The sequence below is a fragment of the Chitinophaga sp. genome (genome assembly GCF_039596155.1).
Classification (GTDB): Bacteria; Bacteroidota; Bacteroidia; order Chitinophagales; family Chitinophagaceae; genus Chitinophaga.
In genome coordinates this window covers 88048-106921 of the sequence record NZ_JBCNKF010000015.1, presented here as the reverse complement: position 1 = coordinate 106921, position 18874 = coordinate 88048, and the positions used below count along the sequence as shown (strand labels likewise).

The window sequence follows — 18874 nt, the reverse complement described above, 5'->3', positions numbered from 1 at the left end:
AGAGTTATGCACATCTGAACAAGTATTTTTGTTTTGGCACTCTTCCGCATCTAAATATTATCTTACTTTGCAGTAAAATCAACGCCAGTCTTCAATGGCATTAAATTTGAAGATAAAGCGGAATCTAATAATCACGAATGTCCATTATAACACTAACATCAGATATCGGTTTACAGGATTACCTCGTCGGTGCCATCAAAGGGCAGCTGTCGCAGGACTGTCCCGGTGCTCAGTTAGTGGACGTTACTCACCAGATTTCTCCGTTCAACCTGCCGCAGGCTACGTATATCTGTAAAGGTGCTTTCGCGCATTTTGCAGCAGGTACATTTCATATAGTACTCATTAACCTGTTCGATAGAAAAGCAGACCATGTGTTGCTTGCTCAACACAATGGTCAGTATATTGCATGTGCAGATAACGGGCTGATTACCATGATTGCAGAGGGGTTACCTGGAGTAGTTGTCAAACTTCCGCTCGACAAAGATCAACCTAAAGATACCTTTGGCATACTAAAACGTTTTGCACTGGCCTTCAACGATCTTAAAAGTGGCAGGAAATTAACTGACCTGGGAGAACAGGCAAACGAATACGTCATTAAGAATAATTTACAGCCCATGACCGGGCAGGATTATATCGATGGTCAGATTATCCATATCGATAATTTCGAAAACGTAGTGGTGAATATCACCCGCAAACAATTTGAAGAGCAACGCCAGGAGCGAAACTTTTCTATTTTCTTCCGCAGGGATGAAGTCATCACCTCCCTTAGCGACAATTATTCTGACGTACCCGAAGGCCATAAACTGGCCATGTTCAATGCAGCCGGGTACCTGGAGATCGCTATTAATAAAGGGAACGCAGCGGGCCTGTTTGGCTTACAGGGCTTCCGCAGAGATCAGCTGACGAGCCAGCAGAACACCGGGTACCAGAAACTGTCGTTCTACCAGACGGTCAGGGTGATCTTTAATTAAAAGACGTATCTATCTCAAATAATTATATGCCGGCTCCAGGGCCGGCATAATTGTTTTATAAACAATTCCAATGACCAAATGCTAACTCCTATTAAAATAGTATTAAAAAATTCCATGTTCAACCCCATAAATCACTGGAAATCTTCATTTTTTTTCACTTATTAAAGAAAAAGTTAAAACTGTTATCGCTAATTATCATAATTTGCCACTTTTTATATTTTTGTCGGACCTAAAACATCTCTATGAATTTTAAAAGGACCAACAACATTGTGGGTTGGGTTATTTGTATCATTGCCTGCACTGTCTACATTATGACTATGGAGGCGACCGGCAGCTTATGGGACTGCGGCGAGTTTATTAGCACCGCCGCTAAGGTGCAGATACCTCACCCCCCTGGTGCGCCACTTTTTGTGCTGTTGGGTAGGCTCTTTATTATTTTCTTCGGCCAAAAGCATGCCGCCATTGGTGTTAACACGATGTCAGCCCTCGCAAGTGGTTTCACTATCCTGTTCCTCTTTTGGACCATTACCCACTTCGCACGCCGCCTGATGGTAAAACCAGGCGAATCGATCTCCGGCGAAAAAATGATTGCTATCATGGGCGCTGGTATCGTAGGTGCTCTTGCCTATACTTTCTCCGACTCATTCTGGTTCTCTGCTGTGGAAGGTGAAGTGTACGCTATGTCGTCTTTCTTTACTGCCATCGTATTCTGGGCCATCCTGAAATGGGAACATGAATCAGAAGAGGCTTATGCCGATCGCTGGATCGTGTTTATCGCATTCATGATGGGTCTCTCCATCGGTGTCCACCTGCTGAACCTCCTCACCATCCCTGCTATTGTGATGGTATATTACTTTAAACGTTACAAAGTGACCCCAATGGGTACCTTCTGGGCGTTTATTATCGGTTGTGCTATCACCGGCCTTATTCAGAAATTCATTATCCAGGATACAATCAAGGCTTCCGGTTACATGGACGTATTCTTCGTGAACTCCCTGAACCTACCTTTCTTCTCTGGTTTCGCCTTCTATTTCATCGCTATTATTGCAGCACTGGTTTATGGCCTCCGCAAACCGAAATTCGGTATCTACGGTCCATTGATCCTGATCGCTTCTGTAATCATCATCCCTTCTTTTGTAGATGCTGATGGCGGTGGAATGATATTCATGAAGATCCTCGTGGCTGCTGCAGTTCTTGCTATCCCATACCTGGTAAAACAGTTTGGTGGCAACCTGCTGTCTGCGCCTGCTGTACACGCTACCAAACTGACTATCTACTGTACCCTGTTCCTGTTACTGGGTTACTCCACTTATATTACCACCATGGTAAGATCTACTGCCAATCCTGCAGTGGATATGTATAACGTAGATAACCCGATCTCCCTGGTAGGTTACCTCGGTCGTGAACAGTACGGTGATTTCCCGCTGATCTATGGTCAGGTATTTACCGCCCGCCCTACCGAATACAAAGAAACCAGCAATATCTATGCACGTGGTTTCGACGAGAATGGTAAAGCTAAATATGTAGTTGCCGGCAAAAGACAGGAACCTGTTTATGCTGCAGAAGATAAGATGCTGTTCCCACGTGTTTGGGACGCTTCTAACGATCAGGGGCATGCCGATTACTATCGCAGCTTCCTGAATTTAGACCAGGGACAGAAGCCAACCTTTGGCGACAACGTAAAGTTCTTCCTGGGCTACCAGGTTAACTTCATGTACTTCCGCTACTTCATGTGGAACTTTGCCGGTAAACAGAACGATACACAGGGTTATGGCAACGTGAGAGATGGTAACTGGATCTCCGGTATCCCATTCCTCGACAATTTCCTGTATGGTGATCAATCTGCTATGCCAGATTCTCTGAAGAACAACAAGGGCCACAATACCCTGTTCCTCCTGCCTTTCCTCTTAGGTATCTTCGGTCTGCTGTATCATTATAAATACCACCGCCGCGATACCCTGGTAGTAGGTCTGCTGTTCTTCTTCACTGGTTTCGCTATCGTATTATACCTGAACCAGGCTGGTAACCAGCCTCGTGAGCGTGATTACGCTTATGTAGGTTCCTTCTATGCATACGCCGTATGGATCGGTCTGGGCGTACTCGCCGTATATCAGTTCCTGAAAGACAAAGCCAAACTGGCTGTTGCTGCCCCGGTGGCGACCGTTGTATGTCTCCTGGCGGTACCTGTACTGATGGGTGCGCAGGAGTGGGATGACCACGACCGTTCTACCAAAACCATCGCTAAAGACGTTGCTGCTGACTACCTTGAGTCCTGCGCACCGAATGCGATCCTCTTTACCGTAGGTGATAACGATACTTACCCACTGTGGTTCGCACAGGAAGTAGAAGGTATCCGTACCGATGTACGCGTGATCAACCTGAGCTTACTTGGTGTTGACTGGTATATCGATCAGGCCCGCCAGGCTGTCAACCAGAGTCCTGCCATTCAAATGACATGGACTGCCGACAAGTACCGTGGCGAAAACCACAACTACGTTCAGTTCTATGATGGAGGTAACTTCCCGCAGGATAAGTTCTATAACCTGAAAGAAGTACTGACATTCATGGGCTCTACTGATCCCCGTGCGATGGTAACCACCCAGTCTAATGACCAGATGAACTACCTGCCTGTGAAAAGACTGTTCATCCCGGTTGATAAGGCTGAAGTGTTGGCTTCCAATACGGTAAGTCCATTAGACAGCAGCCGTATCCTGCCACAGCTGCCATTCCAGATCAACAAGAGTTATCTGCTGAAGAATGACCTCGCTGCGCTGGATATCATCGCGACCAATGCCTGGAAACGTCCGATCTACTTCACCAGCCCAACCGACCTGGGTCTGAACGACTATCTCCGTATGGATGGTCTGACTTACCGCCTGGTTCCGCTGAAAAAAGAAGAAAGCGAAGATCCGATGGGCGCTGAAAAGAATGTAAACATTCCGGTGATGTACGATGTAATGATGAATAAATTCACCTTTGGTGGTGCAAATATTCCAACCACTTACTTCGATGAGCCTAACCGTAAACTGCTCCAGTATATCAGGAATGCTTACACCCGCCTGGGTACTGCACTCGCGCTGGACAATAAAAAGGAACAGGCATTGCTGGCACTGAATAAAGCTGACAGCAACCTGCTGCAGAGCACTTTCCCTTACGCAATGACTACTCCGGGCCAGATGCATAACTACAGCTCTATGCAGACTGTATATGCTTACTACCTGGCTGGTGACAAGAAGAAAGCGGAAGAGATCGCGAGCATGATCAAGAAGGATTGTAACCAGCAGATACAATATTATCGCAGTCTGCCTTCCAGCAGAATGACCAGTGACCTGCAGCGTGACGGCCAGATGGCACAACAGTTCATTTCATTGCTGGATCGTATGAAATCTGACTTTAGTGATTCTACTCACCGTCCGCAGCTGGATGTACCAGGTGGAAATTCACTGAATACAGAAGATACTTCTAACCAGTAAACGCATATTATTAATAGTAAGTACAATCCCCGGCTCGTAGTTGAGCCGGGGATTTTTTATTAAAGTAATGCCCTATCTTAGCGACCTATTAAACCCCTGAACATGCCCGCGCAAACTATTGACGAAGTGATCCTCCGCCTGGAGCAGATCATTTCAGATGCAATCACCACAGAAAACAGAGCCGGCTATTTCGCCGCCTTATACCACAAAGTCACCTGCCGTGTAAAAGAAGGAATCGCCACAGGTGAATTCCAGGATGGCCCCCGTATGGAAAGACTCGATGTTGTCTTTGCGAATCGATACATCGCTGCCTACGACGAGTGGACCGCAAAGAACAAAGCAGGCGTATCCCTGTCATGGCAAATGGCATTCACTCAATTACAAAAGCGATCCGTACTGGTTTTGCAACACCTGCTCTTAGGGATGAATGCCCATATCAACCTCGACCTGGGCATTGCAGTGGTAGAAATAGCCCGGGAATTCAATACTCCGTTGCAACAGCTTCACCATGATTTTAATAGCATCAATACGATCCTTGCGGCACTGAGTTATGAAGTGATCAGTGACCTGAACCGCATTTCTCCATTATTGTCACTGTTGGGCATGCATGCAGGTAACAGTTCCCTGTTAATTCAATTTGCACTCACCAACGCCCGTGATGGCGCCTGGTGTTTTGCAGAAGACTTATATATAAATGGTAACACCATTGCCTCCCGCGATCAGGATATTCATAAACTGGGAGGAAGTATCGTTACTGCCAAAGGATTTATCCGGCTCACGGTATTTATCATTCACCTGTTTGAAATGAAGCATCCGGCAAAGATCACCCGTATTTTAAGAGATTACCAGAAGACCTACATAAAAGTGCATTAGGCAGCAGCCCATGCTGTCACCCTGTCGCATTTTACCTGTTATTTGTCTTTTTCACCCCCTGTGAACTGTTTCCAATGATCGTATGTTTACTGTATGGAAACAACCACCTTACAAAACGATCTACTTGTTCACTGCATTACCGCCACCTCATTTCCAGAAGGCGTAAAGCAGGCCCATGAGCAGTTGCATGGGCTTGTACCGTTTGATGAAAACAGGAAGTATTTCGGCCTGTCCTGGCCGGCAGAGGATGGTCGTATTATTTATAAGGCGGCTGCAGCAGAACTGCATCCCGGCGAGTTTTCAACCCACCATCTGGAAACAAAAATAATCTCGAAAGGAGACTACCTGTTGATCGATGTCCATGATTTTATGAAGGACATTCCCGCCATCGGGAACGCATTTCAGCAGTTGATCTACGACAGCAGGATCGACCCGCAGGGATTTTGTATTGAATGGTATATGAGAACAGACCTCTGCCGCTGCATGATAAAGATGAAAACGCATTAAACAAAACGATATCTTAACTCGCACATCGACTATCAGAACGACCTAAACTATATTATCATGAACAATTCCATCTATCCTTGCCTCACCATCAGGGGCAAAATTGCGGAGGCGGCTGACTTTTATTTAGACACTTTCGGTGACGGACAAATCAATTCCTCCAACCCAATTGTTATCACAATCTCCCTGAGCGGCCAGCTATTCATGTTACTCGGCGATGGGCCGACTTCTACCCCAAACCCCTCCATCTCATTCATGGTATTGAGTGAAGATGAAAAAGATACTGAAGCCTACTATAAGAGATTGTCTGAAGGTGGCAGTACGCTCATGCCCCTGGATAAATACCCCTGGAGCCCGAAGTACGCCTGGGTACAGGATAAATTCGGTGTTTCCTGGCAACTCTATACGGGTGCCAAAAACGACGCCAACCAGAAATTCTGCCCTACATTAATGTTCACCGGCGATAAAGCCGGCAAAGCAGCTGAGGCGGTACATTTCTATACTGACCTGTTCCATGATTCCGAACAACAAGGCATCCTGAAATACAGCGAGGGAGAAGACAATACCAACTATGTAAAGCATGCCCAGTTCAAAATCAAGCAGTTCGTCACCATGGCCATGGATAGCAGTGCGGACCACGGATTTGGCTTTGTTGATGCCATCTCATTGGTCGTGAATTGCAAAGACCAGGCAGAAATAGATAGATACTGGGAGGGGCTGATTGCTGGCGGTGGCCACGAGGTAGCCTGCGGCTGGCTGGTGGATAAATACGGTGTGAGCTGGCAGATCGTGCCTGACAAATTGGGCCGTTGGATGTCCGATCCTGAAAAATTTCAACGGGTGCTGCATGCATTGATGAAAATGAAAAAGCTCATTTACAGTGAGTTAGAAAATGCCTGACACAAAATAACATCGACGGGGATAGTGGCAGACGATAGGATAGCTATAAGCTGGCTATAGCATTATCATATCATCAAAGCATCACTAAAAGGGCACTAAGAGTACACCTGTATATCCCTTGGATATTGAAGTGCCCTTTTAGTGCCCTTATAGTGAACCTTTAGTGTAGTATTCGTATACTATTTTCACTATTACCAGGTTAAATCAGAATGCATACTTCCGCCTGATAAATCCCATAACCCCGCGAAACTTCGCGGGGTTTTCCTATAAAATTGTTTGTTAATATTTATGAGTTATTTGTTTGTTTTTCCCGGCTGTAATAGATTGTGCTCCGATGAGTATTTCAATTCTACACAAAACATTCATATTATTTATTTTGTTAATTGCACTGCGATCGCTCACCTACGCGCAGGTAGTGCAGATCCGGGGTACCGTATACGAACGTACCGAAAGGTATGGAATGGCCGGTGTGAGCGTCATGAGTACTTCAGGAGGAGGCGCTGTAACTGATTCCATGGGGCATTATGCCATTCGCCTTAATGTAAAGGACTCTCTGAGTTTCTCATACCAGGGAAAGGCCACTATGAAATTCCCGGTGAGCGAGATCAATGTGAACCGCCCCTTTGACATCGGACTGCATGTAGATATCAAAGTCCTGCCCACTGTAGAAGTACAACAGAAAAGCTATAAGCAGGATTCGATCGAATTCAGGCAGGAGTACAGGAAGGTGTTTGATTACTCCCAGGATTATATCGCCACCGGTATGGGAGGGGTAGGAGTAAACCTGGACCTGCTGCTGAGTATGCGGAAGGCAAAGCGAATGGAACACTTCCGTCAACAGCTCGTTGGCATAGAGCAGGACAGGTACGTCACCCACCGGTTCAATATGCCGCTGGTAAAGAAATTGACAGGTTTGCAATCACCCGCACTGGATAGTTTTATGGTCGAATACAGACCTTCTTATGATATGCTGATGGATTTTGAAAATGAATACCAATTCTATGAGTATATTAAAAGCTGGGGAAAATACTTTGCCAATAAATGGCAGAACGAACACCCACAGCAATAACCGGGGCTTCAGATATTTACGTCCGGGACCGAACATGTGCATATGACCGGCTATATCACATGCGTATTCTCAAAATCAAATGAAACAACCTGCAACTCAACCTGAAATAAAACGAAATTCCTGCAACTACTATCACTCTATAGACTGACGACGAACACTATTTCCCCACTTCCCGCAGGCTAACTTTGTATCATTATCTAGAGAATAAATAAAATTCAAGGATATGATAAAAGATGTGACCGCTGTTCCTTTCAAATCAGGTGATTGGAATACTACAATGAACGTATATGATTTCGTTGTAAAAAACATCAGACCTTACCAGGGTGATGCTTCATTCCTGTCCGGCATTTCTGCAAAAACTAACCGCCTGTGGGATGTCGTTAAAAAAGAATTGCTCAAAGAAAGAGCGAACAATGGCGTTCTGGCCATTGACACGGAAACCATCTCCAATATGACCGCTTTTGCGCCCGGTTATATTAAAAAGGACGATGAAGTGATTGTTGGCCTGCAGACAGATCAACTGTTAAAACGTGCGATGAAACCTTTCGGAGGTATCAAACTGGTTGAATCTGCTGTGAAAGAAAAAGGACTGTCCGTTTCCGACAGGGTAATTGACATTTTCAATTATGCTAAAAATCATAATGAAGGTGTATTCAATGCTTACGACAGCGAAATCAGGGCTTTCCGCTCTAAACATGTACTGACTGGTTTACCTGATAACTATGCGCGTGGCCGTATCATTGGTGACTTCCGCCGCCTGGCCCTGTATGGTGCTGACCAGCTGATCAGGTTTAAAAAAGCGGACCTGAATCGTGTGAACGGTGAAATGACCGAACACAAAGTACGCCTGCGTGAAGAGATCAATGCCCAGATCAGTGCACTGAAAGACATGATTACCATGGCCGCCGGTTATGGTTGTGATGTAGCCCGCCCTGCTGAAAATGCACGGGAAGCAGTACAGTGGGTATACTTTGCTTACCTGGCTGCTGTGAAAGAACAGGATGGCGCTGCTATGTCACTGGGTAATGTATCTTCCTTCCTGGATATCTTTATTGAGAGAGATCTGCAGGCTGGACTGATCACTGAAGAAGAAGCACAGGAAATCATCGACCAGTTTGTTATGAAACTGAGACTGGTTCGTCACCTGCGCCCAGGCAGTTACGACGAGATCTTTGGTGGCGACCCTACCTGGGTAACAGAAGCCATCGGTGGTACCCTGCATGATGGCCGTACCAAAGTGACCAAGACCTCCTTCCGCTTCCTGCAAACCCTGTACAACCTGGGTTCTTCACCAGAGCCAAATCTGACTGTGCTGTGGGCCGACGGTTTACCTGAAGGGTTCAAACGCTTCTGTGCACAGGTGTCTATCGATACTTCTTCTATCCAGTACGAAAACGATGACCTGATGAGAGGTACCCGTGGTTCTGACGACTATGGTATTGCCTGCTGCGTATCCTACCAGGAAATTGGTAAGTCTATCCAGCACTTCGGTGCCAGGGCTAACCTGCCTAAGGCATTGCTGATTGCCCTGAATGGTGGTAAAGAAGAGATTGACGGGGTAGAAGTGATCAAAAATATTCCTGTGCTGCCAGAGGGCCCACTGGAATACAGCCAGGTAATGGGTGTGTTCAAACAAACTTTGAGTGAACTCGCGAGAGTATATGCCAAAGCCATGTTCATCATCCACTACATGCACGACAAATATTATTATGAAAGAGCCCAGATGGCACTGGTTGATACAGATCCACGTATCGATATTGCTTATGGGGCTGCCGGTATCTCTATTATTGCAGACTCCCTCTCTGCTATTAAATACGCCCGGGTAACACCTGTGAGAGATGAACGTGGCCTGACAGTAGACTATAAGATCGAAGGTGAATTCCCTAAATACGGCAATGATGATGACAGGGTAGATAGTATTGCTAAGGAAATCACGCATTTCTTCATCACAGAACTCCGCAAGCATAACACCTACAAGGGGTCTAAACCAACCCTGTCATTGCTCACCATTACTTCGAATGTGATGTATGGTAGTAACACAGGTGCGACTCCAGATGGCCGTAAAAAAGGCGAAGCTTTTGCTCCCGGTGCCAATCCAATGCACGGCAGAGACTGTAGCGGTGCGATCGCCTCTCTCAACTCTGTTTGTAAACTGGACTACAGGGATGCACAGGATGGTATCTCCAACACTTTCTCTATGATCCCTAAATCACTGGGCGATACGAGAGAAGAACAGATTAATAATCTGGTGACTACCATGAATGGCTACTTTAACAAAATGGCGCATCACCTGAACGTAAATGTGCTGAACCGCGAAACACTGATGGATGCCTACGAGCACCCTGAGAATTACCCTCAGCTCACCATTCGTGTATCCGGCTATGCTGTAAACTTCGTGCGCTTATCCAGGGCGCATCAGCTTGAAGTGATAACACGTACTTTTCACGAGAGTATGTGATCAATTGGGACTAAGTAAGACAACAGCGGATCGCTTCTGCGGTCCGCTGTTATGTCTCTTTTTTTATTGTTGTACACGACTTCGGGGCTCCGCGCTACACCCCGATGATCCGGACCACCTTCGCAGTTAAGATTATGTTGTACTTTCCTTTACAGGACCTGGAGGCCGCCGCGCTTAACCTCGACGATCCTGAACACCTTCGCATTCATTCCCTTGAGACATTTGGCACACACGACGGACCAGGTGTCCGGATGGTCGTTTTCGTACAGGGCTGCCAGTTCCGCTGCGTTTATTGTCAGAACCCCGATACCCTCGATGTAAAAGGAGGAATGCTGGTCGGTATTGACGAATTGGTAAAAAGAGCTGACCGGCAACGCAGCTACTTTGGAAAAGACGGCGGGGTAACAGTTTCCGGCGGCGAGCCACTGTTGCAACGTAATAAACTGACTTCCTTTTTTAAATCCCTGCACGCAATAGGTATCAATACCTGCCTGGATTCCAATGGCCGTGTAAACGATGCCGCTACCCACGAACTACTGGAACATACGGACCTGTTATTGCTGGACGTAAAGCATATCAATGATGAGTGGCACCACCAACTCACAGGGCTGACTAATAAAAATACCCTGGACCTGGCGGCTTACCGGGAATCTACCGGCAAGCGGATGTGGTTAAGGTACGTATTGGTGCCCGGATGGACTGACCAGATAGTATACCTGGAAGAATGGGCCAGGCATTTTACAAAGTATAAAACTGTAGACAGGGTTGAGATCATACCATTTCATCAGTTAGGCAGTCATAAATGGGAGTTACTGAATATGACTTATCCTTTGAAGAACCTGGAATCACCTACGCTGGAAGTTAAGAAGACCGCCCTCCATATATTTAATAAGTACTTTAACAATGTAGTGCTGAAATGATTGTTTTGCATGCTGTTAAAATGAGCAATTGCATCAAGGGACACGAATTATTTTCTGTTGCTGCTGAATGGATCCCGGTACATCGTTGAGCCATCATCTCCCTGTAAGCCATCAGTCACTGGGTTAAAAAGCAACAATTGGATCAGATTGTAAAGCACCCCTTGATTGGATGCCAGGGTACTGCATCTGTTATCATCTGTAAGTTAAAATATTCAATCCATCCACTGAAACCCATTTTCCGTCCAATATATTACGCGATCGTCAGATTTATTATCACTTTTACAGCGCTTAACAGACAAACTTATATGCGTAAACTCCTGTATCTGGTCAGCATGCTCCTGCTGACGCTGGGCCTTCAGGCTGCAACCCCTGTAGATGATTCGACTGTCATGGATGAAAAACAATACCTTAATTATGTTGACTCCATTAAGAGCGCTGAAAAGTATGAAACCGGTCTTATTCACCTTCCCGGTGGTAAGATTGAAATGAATGTACCGGCAGGATTCAAGTTCCTGAATGCTGAACAAAGTAAATATGTGCTGACTACCCTCTGGGGCAACCCCGCCTCGGCGTCCGACGACATCCTGGGTATGCTCTTTCCTGCTCACAGCGATCCGTTTGATTCTTCCAGTTATGCATTCATCATCCGTTTTGACTCCATCGGTTATGTAAAGGATTATGATGCAGCCAAGATCGATTATAATGAACTGCTGAAGAATATGCAAAAAGATGAAGACGAGGAAAATCCGGAAAGGATAAAAAATGGTTACCAGCCTATTCACATGATCGGCTGGGCACAAACCCCATTTTATGATAAAGAGAATAAAGTACTGCACTGGGCGAAAGAACTCAAATTCGGAGAAGCCACCCCACATACCCTGAACTATGAAATCCGTGTATTAGGACGCTATGGAGTGCTTGATATGAATGCAGTATGTACCATGAATGAACTGCCACTGGTGGAAGCTGACATCAATAAAGTACTGGCAATGGCCAGGTTCACAAAAGGGAACAGCTACGCTGACTTCGATCCAAAGATCGATAAGATCGCCGCCTGGACAATTGGTGGTCTGGTGGCTGGCAAGGTACTGGCGAAAGTAGGCTTCTTTGCTATCCTGGCTAAATACGCGGCTGCATGCTGGAAGTTTATCATTTTAGGTTTTGCCGCATTAGCTGGGTTCTTCCGCAAACTGTTTACAGGGAAAAAAGAGAAGGAAGCGGTGTATGAACCAGCCATTAACAGAGAGCAGGAAAAGCAGGAAGAAGAACAGCACCGCGAAGAGCAGAAAGAAGACTAACGTGTGCTACATCACAACCAGGGTCCCAATCAATACAAATACCAAAAAAGTGCTGGCCGAAAGGCCGGCATTTTTATTAGAGTACTAGTACTCTCTTTATAAAAAATAACCCAATCCCCTCAAATAAAAAAAACGAAAACCCTTTAAAATTTCGTAATCTGCTGCATTAATCCGATAGATGAGTAATAATCCCCTGCAGCCCCTGATTCAGTGTTGAAAACCTTATAGCAGGAAGCACCGCATTCTTTAACAACCAAAATTATAAAGAACGACTGTATTACGGTAACCACTCAAAATTTCCACTCATAAACTAAACCCTTCAAGCTATGCATTTGCAAAAATTCAGCTTGCTGCTACTGTTTTGCCTATTCAGTACTTATGCATTAATCGCGCAGCAAATTGTGACCGGACAAATAAGAGATGCGAAAACCGGGCAGGCAGTGCCCGGGGTGACCGTCAGAGTTCCCAACACCAGCAGGGGAACCTTATCCGACGCCAGCGGTAAATATTCCATCACCGTTCCCGCCGGCACCTCCACGTTAGTGATCAGCTATACCGGGTACAGAACCCAAACGATCCGGCTGACCGGTGATCAGACTGTTCTCAATCTTACCCTGGAAGAAGACCTTGCTCATCTTGATGAAGTCGTCATCACAGGTGCTGCTACCAGTGTTAAAAGAAGTAACCTGGCCAATGCCGTTGCCACCATCTCTGCCAACCAGCTGAGTGGTGTGGCCCCGGCCCAGACATTCGATGCCGCATTAAGCGGCAAGGTTCCGGGGGCATTGGTGTCTGCCAATTCCGGCGCACCCGGTGGTGGTTTTACCGTGAAGCTGAGAGGTATTACATCGGTGTTCGGTAACTCACAGCCACTATATGTGGTAGATGGTGTCTTTTTCAATAACAGCAGTATCCCTGCGGGCCTCAATGACGTTACCGGTGCTGCCACCGCCGGCAATCCCAATAACCAGGACAACCCATCCAGCCGTATCGCAGACCTCAATCCGTCCGATATTGAAAATATCGAAATCCTGAAAGGCGCCTCTGCTGCTGCCATGTATGGCGCCAAAGCAGCCGCGGGTGTCGTGATCATTACTACCAAAAAGGGGAAGACCGGCAAGACAAAGGTGAGCCTGAACCAGGAGCTGGGCTTCGTGAAGGTACGTCACCTGATGGGCGTAAGGCAGTTTACAGCCGAAACGGCGGCTGATCTCGCGGGCAGTGCAGATAACACCGATCCGGCTGTTATCGCGAAAAGAGAGGCTTATAAGACCCAATTTACCACTGCCCGGAGTGCAGGTAAGATCTTCGACTACGAAAAGGAAATGTTCGGACAGACAGGCCAGGTGCTGAATACCAACCTGGCAATCAGTGGTGGTGGAGACAAGACCACATTTTACCTCTCCGGCAACCGCCGCCAGGAAGAAGGTATCGTGAAGGGCACCGGCTATTTCAACAATTCCGTCCGCCTCAATATCGACCATAAAATCAGTGACCGCGTATCGTTCGGTGTTACGACGAACTATATTTACTCTTCTTCCGACAGGGGACTGACGAATAATGACAATAACGGGGTGAGCTACGGGGTGGCCCTTTCCTCAACGCCCGATTTCGTAGACCTTCACCCCAATGCATTAGGCGAATATCCCCGCAACCCATTTGCCGCTTCCAATCCTTTGGAGACCCGCGATAAAATGACCAACAATGAAACCACCAACCGCTTTGTAGGCGGTGGTAACGTGGAAGTGCACCTGCAGCAGAGCGAGCATTCCCATACCCGTTTCATTGGCCGCGGTGGTGTGGACTTCTATAACTATAAAACAATGGCCCTCTTTCCCCGTGATCTTCAGTTTGAAGAAAACGCGAACAAAGGTCATTCCATCCAGGGCAATACCAATAACATCAATACCAACCTGGGTGGATTTTTAGCCAATACCTTTACCCCCACGCCTGCAGTCAGCCTGACAAGTACAGTAGGTGCCACCCTGGAGACCGGGTATTTTGACAACATTGTGACCGTAGCTACCAATATCGTAGCCGGTCAGAGTAATGTAGATGCCAGTGCCAATACCACCACCCGGCAGTTCCGCTCCAAATTCAGGGACAACGGTATCTTCATTCAGGAAGATCTTTCCCTCATTGATGCGGTCACCCTGAGCGGCGGTGTCCGTTTTGACCGCTCTACCAACAATGGTGATTACAAGAAATATTATGTGTTCCCCAAAGGAGCTTTCTCTTTCAATTTCGCGAAGTTAAAAGGATGGTCTGTCGATGCAATTGACAACCTCAAGATCAGGGCCGCTTACGGACAGTCGGGCAACGTGCCGCCATACAGCAGTAAGTTCACCGGCATGCTGGGAAGTAACATAGGAGGTCTGCCCGGTATACTGGTCGATAACCTGCAGGGTAACCCGGACATCAAACCTGAAACACAGGAAGAATTTGAGACAGGGCTCGACATCAGTGTGCTGAACGGAAGGATTAGCCTGGAAGCTACTTATTATAACAAAAGAATCCAGGATGTATTATTACGCCACTCTCTCCCGGCATCTTCCGGTTACAGTGCTGAATGGAAGAACAGTGGTGACCTGAAAAACCAGGGAGTGGAATTAGGTCTGAACCTGGTACCGATCAATAAAAATAATATCAAATGGACATCTTCGATCAACTGGTGGTTCAATCGCAGTAAGGTAACCCGGTTAGTGATCCCTCCTTATGCCATTGGTGCATTCGGTAACTCACTCGGTACGTTCTACCTGGAAGAGGGTCAGCCCGCTACACAAATAAAGGGCACGGTGGGTAGCGATCTGCGACTGATCGGGAACGCTGAACCAAAGTTCCAGATGAGCTTCTTCAACGAAGTGACTGTTTATAAGAACTGGTCCCTGCGATTCCTCGTACACTGGAAGAAAGGCGGAGATAATATCAACCTTTCGCAATTGCTTACCGACGCCGGTGCTACGTCATTTGATTTTGATGATATGATCAACGGACAGAAAGCGGGGGTATACCGCCTGGGGGCCGGTGATGCCAGTATCTATGTGCAGGATGCAAGTTATGTGCGTGTCAGGGAAATCGGGTTGTATTACAACATTCCATTGAAGAACACCAGGACTATTTCCGGCGTCCGGCTGGGGGTATCTGCGAATAACTTCTTTACCTGGACACATTATGTAGGATACGATCCGGAAGTATCCAATTTTGGAAGTAATACTATCAGTACTTCTACCAGCCGTGGCAGCAATGGTTTGTCTACCGGTGTAGATGTAATGCCTTTCCCTGCTTCAAAGAGAGCCAGCTTCCATGTTGGTGTAGATTTCTGATCCTTTTTTAAAAACAATGACACATGAAACACATCATAAAAGCCCTTTGTTTGCTGGTATTGCTGAATGCCTGTCAGAAGGGGGAAATAAACAGTCTGAATACGCCGGTTGTAACGGGTATTACCGGCAATCCAACACGTAGTGACTTATTTAACCTGGCTACCGGTGCAGAATCTGGTATGCGGAACAGTATTGGTTTTTACCTGGATGGTACTGGTATTATCAGCCGGGAGATCTACCGTTTTTCCAGTTCTGAACCCCGTTATACCACGGACCTGTTAGGCGGTGGTACAAAGGTGCTGGACAACAATACCTTCTATCTTACCAATCCGTGGGCAGCCCGCTACCAGGTCATGCGGCAGTGCTTTATATTGCTGGAAGCCCTGGCCCATACCAGTGCGGCGGTGGCCAATGACGCGCAGAAAAAAGGTTTCTCCGGCTACGCAAAGACGCTGATCGGGTACCAGTTGCTACTCAATATAAATATGACAGATTCCAATGGTGCCCGCATTCCGGTCGCGAACGGCGTGGCGCAGGGCCCGGTAATTACCAATCCGGGTATTGTATTGGATTCAGTCCTGAAATTCCTGGACGACGGAAAGGCTGATCTCACAGGTGCAGATGTCATTTTCCCTTTGTCAGACGGTTTTGCCGGATTTAAAGATGCAACGGGGCTCTTAAAATTCAACAGGGCGTTGGCAGCAAGGGTACATATATATCGTAAGGAATGGACAGCTGCACTGACGGCTTTGAATGAATCTTTCTTTGATCTGAATGGAGATCTTAACAATGGGGTCTGGCATTATTTCTCTACCAGCGGGGGAGACCTGGCGAACAACTCGTTCATCGCACCGAATAGTAACGGGGAAGTGCGGATTGCGCATCCTTCGTATGCTACGGACATTATTCCCGGAGACGATCGTATCAATAAAACACAGGTACGTCAATCATCTGCAAGTCAGAGTGGGTTGACAGGTAACAGGGATGTGGTCATCTGGACATCGCTGAATGCACCGATCAGCATTATCCGCAATGAGGAACTGGTTTTAATTTATGCGGAAGCGAATATTCAAAGTGGAAATTTCCCCAATGCAATTGTGGCGCTGAACCGGATCCGTACTGCACATAACCTGCCTGCGTATACCGGTGCTGTGACTACTGCGGCATTGACCACAGAGTTATTGTACAACCGGCGGTATTCCCTCTTTATGGAAGGACATCGCTGGATAGATGTACGCCGTTATGGATTGCTGGGTACACTGCCCATAGACAGGCCAGATGATAATGTATGGAGTCGTTATCCATTACCACAGAGCGAAAGCAATCAATAAGATGATATGAAACGCTTTTGTCCCTTATGGCAAAAGCGTTTCATATTTATAATATTTCCACCTGAACAGGCCGATGGCAGTTAAGGTCAGCACGATATACAAGGCAGGCAGCCCGACCGTCAGCAGGAAGATATATTGTACACAGAGTACGAGCGATAGTATTTTGTAAAACTGAGACTTTGTAAATTGTCTGTAGAATGTGATGCCTGTCATCAGCAACATGCTGCTATAGCCACACAGGCAAAAAGTGACTGCGTCGGAGAGCGGCATATGTTTCGGTACAAACAGGATGAGCAATAGTATCTCGGGGATGATCAATATGAAATCCAGTAACGCATATTCCAGGAAACGCAGGCTGGTGCGTACCGGCATTGTTCTGTAAAAACTCATATACAGCTCTTCAAATTCCCTGCATCGGTATACCAGTACGCCATTGCCCAGGATACCTAAGCTTACGACGATAAAAATTGTCTGCCCGTCATAATACCGCATGGGATTATTGACAGCTATCAGGAATAGTAACCCGCAGGTAAAGATCTTTAACCCTGTCCAAGTCGCCAGTTGTTTAGTGGCCACGTAGCGTAGGAGTGTACCGGTAAAAGATGTAAACCCGACAGATCGTAGTACAGGGGTTTTACCGGCTGAAATATTCTGCAGGCGGCGTTCCAGCCAGAGGGCTGACAGGAAACAGAGTAACAGCAGGTAACCGATCACCAGACATACACCTCCTGTGTAGCCGTATTGCACACCTGTGATGACGATAAAGACAACATATGCCCATACGGGTATCATCAATAGCAGGGTTGCCAGGAAGAGTAAGCCTGTTTTTCTGATCCTGCTGAGATAATTGAACACATGCAGGAACATATTTTCAGGTTTATAAATTTCAGTAACGACGAACGAAGTGAATTTTCTTGTGTATAACAGCCACAGGAAAAATACGGTGGCCATCATACCAGCATGTCGGAAAGCACCCAGTACGAGGAATAGATGATACTCGTATACACCTGCACCAGACTGGGAGCTAACAATTGCCACCGTCATTGTGTAAATAAAAATTATCAACCCGCCATTCTCTCTGAAGAAGGGCGAAACCAGTGAACGGAGTAGATATTTTGTCATTTATTGTACGATGCTTTGATTAATAACAGTCAGTGCCCGTTGTGCATGTAGTAAACTCGTATCCAGCTCCTGGTGAGAGCTCATCAGGAAAGAGGTACCTTTCTCCTGCCAGGTTTCGAGAATGAAGTCGGAGATGAGTGTAAACGAATTGGCGTCGAGGGTAGTGAGGGGTTCATCGAGTATGATCAAAGAAGGATTGCCCATGAAAGCCAGGAGCAATGATAGTCTTTTCGTCATCCCCGCAGAATAGGCAGCAGCCTGCCCTTGCAGGAAGTTACTTACATTGAAGCGTTCTATCAGTTGACTGGTTTCTCTTTGTGATACTTTGCGGATGCGCTGGTATAAATGCACGAGATCCATACCAGTCATAAATGGCGGGTACAGTGGTTCAGCGGCTGCCCAGCCAACATTTTGCCGGTAGGCGAGGGGGGCATGCCTGAGACTGCTGCCTTTGAGAGTAATATCTCCCTGGAAGGGCACCATGCCTGCAATGATTTTTAATAATGTGGATTTCCCGGATCCATTAGCGCCCTGTATCCAATAGATGCCGGCGTCTAACAGCAGGGAAGGAATGTCAAGCACCACTTTTCCCTGGTAGGCTTTGCGAAGATGGGTGAGTTGAAGCATAGATA

General features: G+C 46.7%; 13 protein-coding genes. 11 read left to right on the top strand and 2 right to left on the bottom strand.

The features are described from left to right. Positions 1-137: 137 nt before the first annotated feature. From ABDW33_RS15980 to ABDW33_RS15930, 11 genes are all read left to right on the top strand, one after another. The gene (locus ABDW33_RS15980) at positions 138-971 is read left to right on the top strand and encodes an SAM-dependent chlorinase/fluorinase (RefSeq protein WP_343691080.1); all 834 of its coding nucleotides are present in this window, start codon (positions 138-140) and stop codon (positions 969-971) included. 242 nt (positions 972-1213) lie between these two features. Next, positions 1214-4444: a DUF2723 domain-containing protein gene (locus tag ABDW33_RS15975; protein ID WP_343691079.1), complete on the top strand. Its 3231-nt coding sequence runs from the start codon at positions 1214-1216 to the stop codon at positions 4442-4444. A gap of 102 nt (positions 4445-4546) precedes the next feature. Beyond that, a complete protein-coding gene (locus tag ABDW33_RS15970) occupies positions 4547-5317 on the top strand; it encodes a DUF5995 family protein (RefSeq protein WP_343691078.1) in 771 nt (256 codons plus the stop codon). A 93-nt stretch (positions 5318-5410) separates the two neighbouring features. Next, complete coding sequence (locus ABDW33_RS15965; protein ID WP_343691077.1) at positions 5411-5824, top strand: hypothetical protein; 414 nt, start codon at positions 5411-5413, stop codon at positions 5822-5824. A gap of 57 nt (positions 5825-5881) precedes the next feature. Next, on the top strand, positions 5882-6721 hold the full coding sequence (locus ABDW33_RS15960; protein WP_343691076.1) for a VOC family protein: 840 nt from the start codon (positions 5882-5884) through the stop codon (positions 6719-6721). 376 nt (positions 6722-7097) lie between these two features. Further along, entirely contained in the window at positions 7098-7790 is a 693-nt protein-coding gene (locus ABDW33_RS15955; RefSeq protein ID WP_343691075.1) for a hypothetical protein, read from the top strand. Positions 7791-8013: 223 nt separating this feature from the next. Next, a complete protein-coding gene (gene pflB, locus ABDW33_RS15950) occupies positions 8014-10248 on the top strand; it encodes a formate C-acetyltransferase (protein WP_343691074.1) in 2235 nt (744 codons plus the stop codon). A 134-nt stretch (positions 10249-10382) separates the two neighbouring features. Further along, positions 10383-11168, top strand: a complete 786-nt coding sequence (gene pflA, locus ABDW33_RS15945) for a pyruvate formate-lyase-activating protein (protein ID WP_343691073.1) — start codon at positions 10383-10385, stop codon at positions 11166-11168. 305 nt (positions 11169-11473) lie between these two features. Continuing rightward, complete coding sequence (locus ABDW33_RS15940; protein WP_343691072.1) at positions 11474-12466, top strand: DUF2167 domain-containing protein; 993 nt, start codon at positions 11474-11476, stop codon at positions 12464-12466. A gap of 326 nt (positions 12467-12792) precedes the next feature. Next, positions 12793-15789, top strand: coding sequence for a SusC/RagA family TonB-linked outer membrane protein (locus ABDW33_RS15935; RefSeq protein WP_343691071.1), 2997 nt, complete (start codon positions 12793-12795; stop codon positions 15787-15789). 23 nt (positions 15790-15812) lie between these two features. Continuing rightward, positions 15813-17120: a RagB/SusD family nutrient uptake outer membrane protein gene (locus ABDW33_RS15930; protein ID WP_343691070.1), complete on the top strand. Its 1308-nt coding sequence runs from the start codon at positions 15813-15815 to the stop codon at positions 17118-17120. A 24-nt stretch (positions 17121-17144) separates the two neighbouring features. Here ABDW33_RS15930 and ABDW33_RS15925 read toward each other — a convergent pair whose 3' ends face one another. Beyond that, positions 17145-18242, bottom strand: a complete 1098-nt coding sequence (locus ABDW33_RS15925; RefSeq protein WP_343691069.1) for a hypothetical protein — start codon at positions 18240-18242, stop codon at positions 17145-17147. Further along, the gene (locus ABDW33_RS15920) at positions 18243-18869 is read right to left on the bottom strand and encodes an ABC transporter ATP-binding protein (protein ID WP_343691068.1); all 627 of its coding nucleotides are present in this window, start codon (positions 18867-18869) and stop codon (positions 18243-18245) included. It abuts the gene before it with no gap. Positions 18870-18874 lie beyond the last annotated feature (5 nt).

Coding starts and splice junctions, on each gene's coding strand:
- ABDW33_RS15920 (WP_343691068.1), bottom strand. CDS start 18,869: ATGCTTCAACTCACCCATCTTCGCAAAGCCTACCAGGGAAAAGTGGTG.
- ABDW33_RS15935 (WP_343691071.1), top strand. CDS start 12,793: ATGCATTTGCAAAAATTCAGCTTGCTGCTACTGTTTTGCCTATTCAGT.
- pflB (WP_343691074.1), top strand. CDS start 8,014: ATGATAAAAGATGTGACCGCTGTTCCTTTCAAATCAGGTGATTGGAAT.
- ABDW33_RS15940 (WP_343691072.1), top strand. CDS start 11,474: ATGCGTAAACTCCTGTATCTGGTCAGCATGCTCCTGCTGACGCTGGGC.
- ABDW33_RS15980 (WP_343691080.1), top strand. CDS start 138: ATGTCCATTATAACACTAACATCAGATATCGGTTTACAGGATTACCTC.
- ABDW33_RS15930 (WP_343691070.1), top strand. CDS start 15,813: ATGAAACACATCATAAAAGCCCTTTGTTTGCTGGTATTGCTGAATGCC.
- pflA (WP_343691073.1), top strand. CDS start 10,383: ATGTTGTACTTTCCTTTACAGGACCTGGAGGCCGCCGCGCTTAACCTC.
- ABDW33_RS15925 (WP_343691069.1), bottom strand. CDS start 18,242: ATGACAAAATATCTACTCCGTTCACTGGTTTCGCCCTTCTTCAGAGAG.
- ABDW33_RS15965 (WP_343691077.1), top strand. CDS start 5,411: ATGGAAACAACCACCTTACAAAACGATCTACTTGTTCACTGCATTACC.
- ABDW33_RS15960 (WP_343691076.1), top strand. CDS start 5,882: ATGAACAATTCCATCTATCCTTGCCTCACCATCAGGGGCAAAATTGCG.
- ABDW33_RS15970 (WP_343691078.1), top strand. CDS start 4,547: ATGCCCGCGCAAACTATTGACGAAGTGATCCTCCGCCTGGAGCAGATC.
- ABDW33_RS15975 (WP_343691079.1), top strand. CDS start 1,214: ATGAATTTTAAAAGGACCAACAACATTGTGGGTTGGGTTATTTGTATC.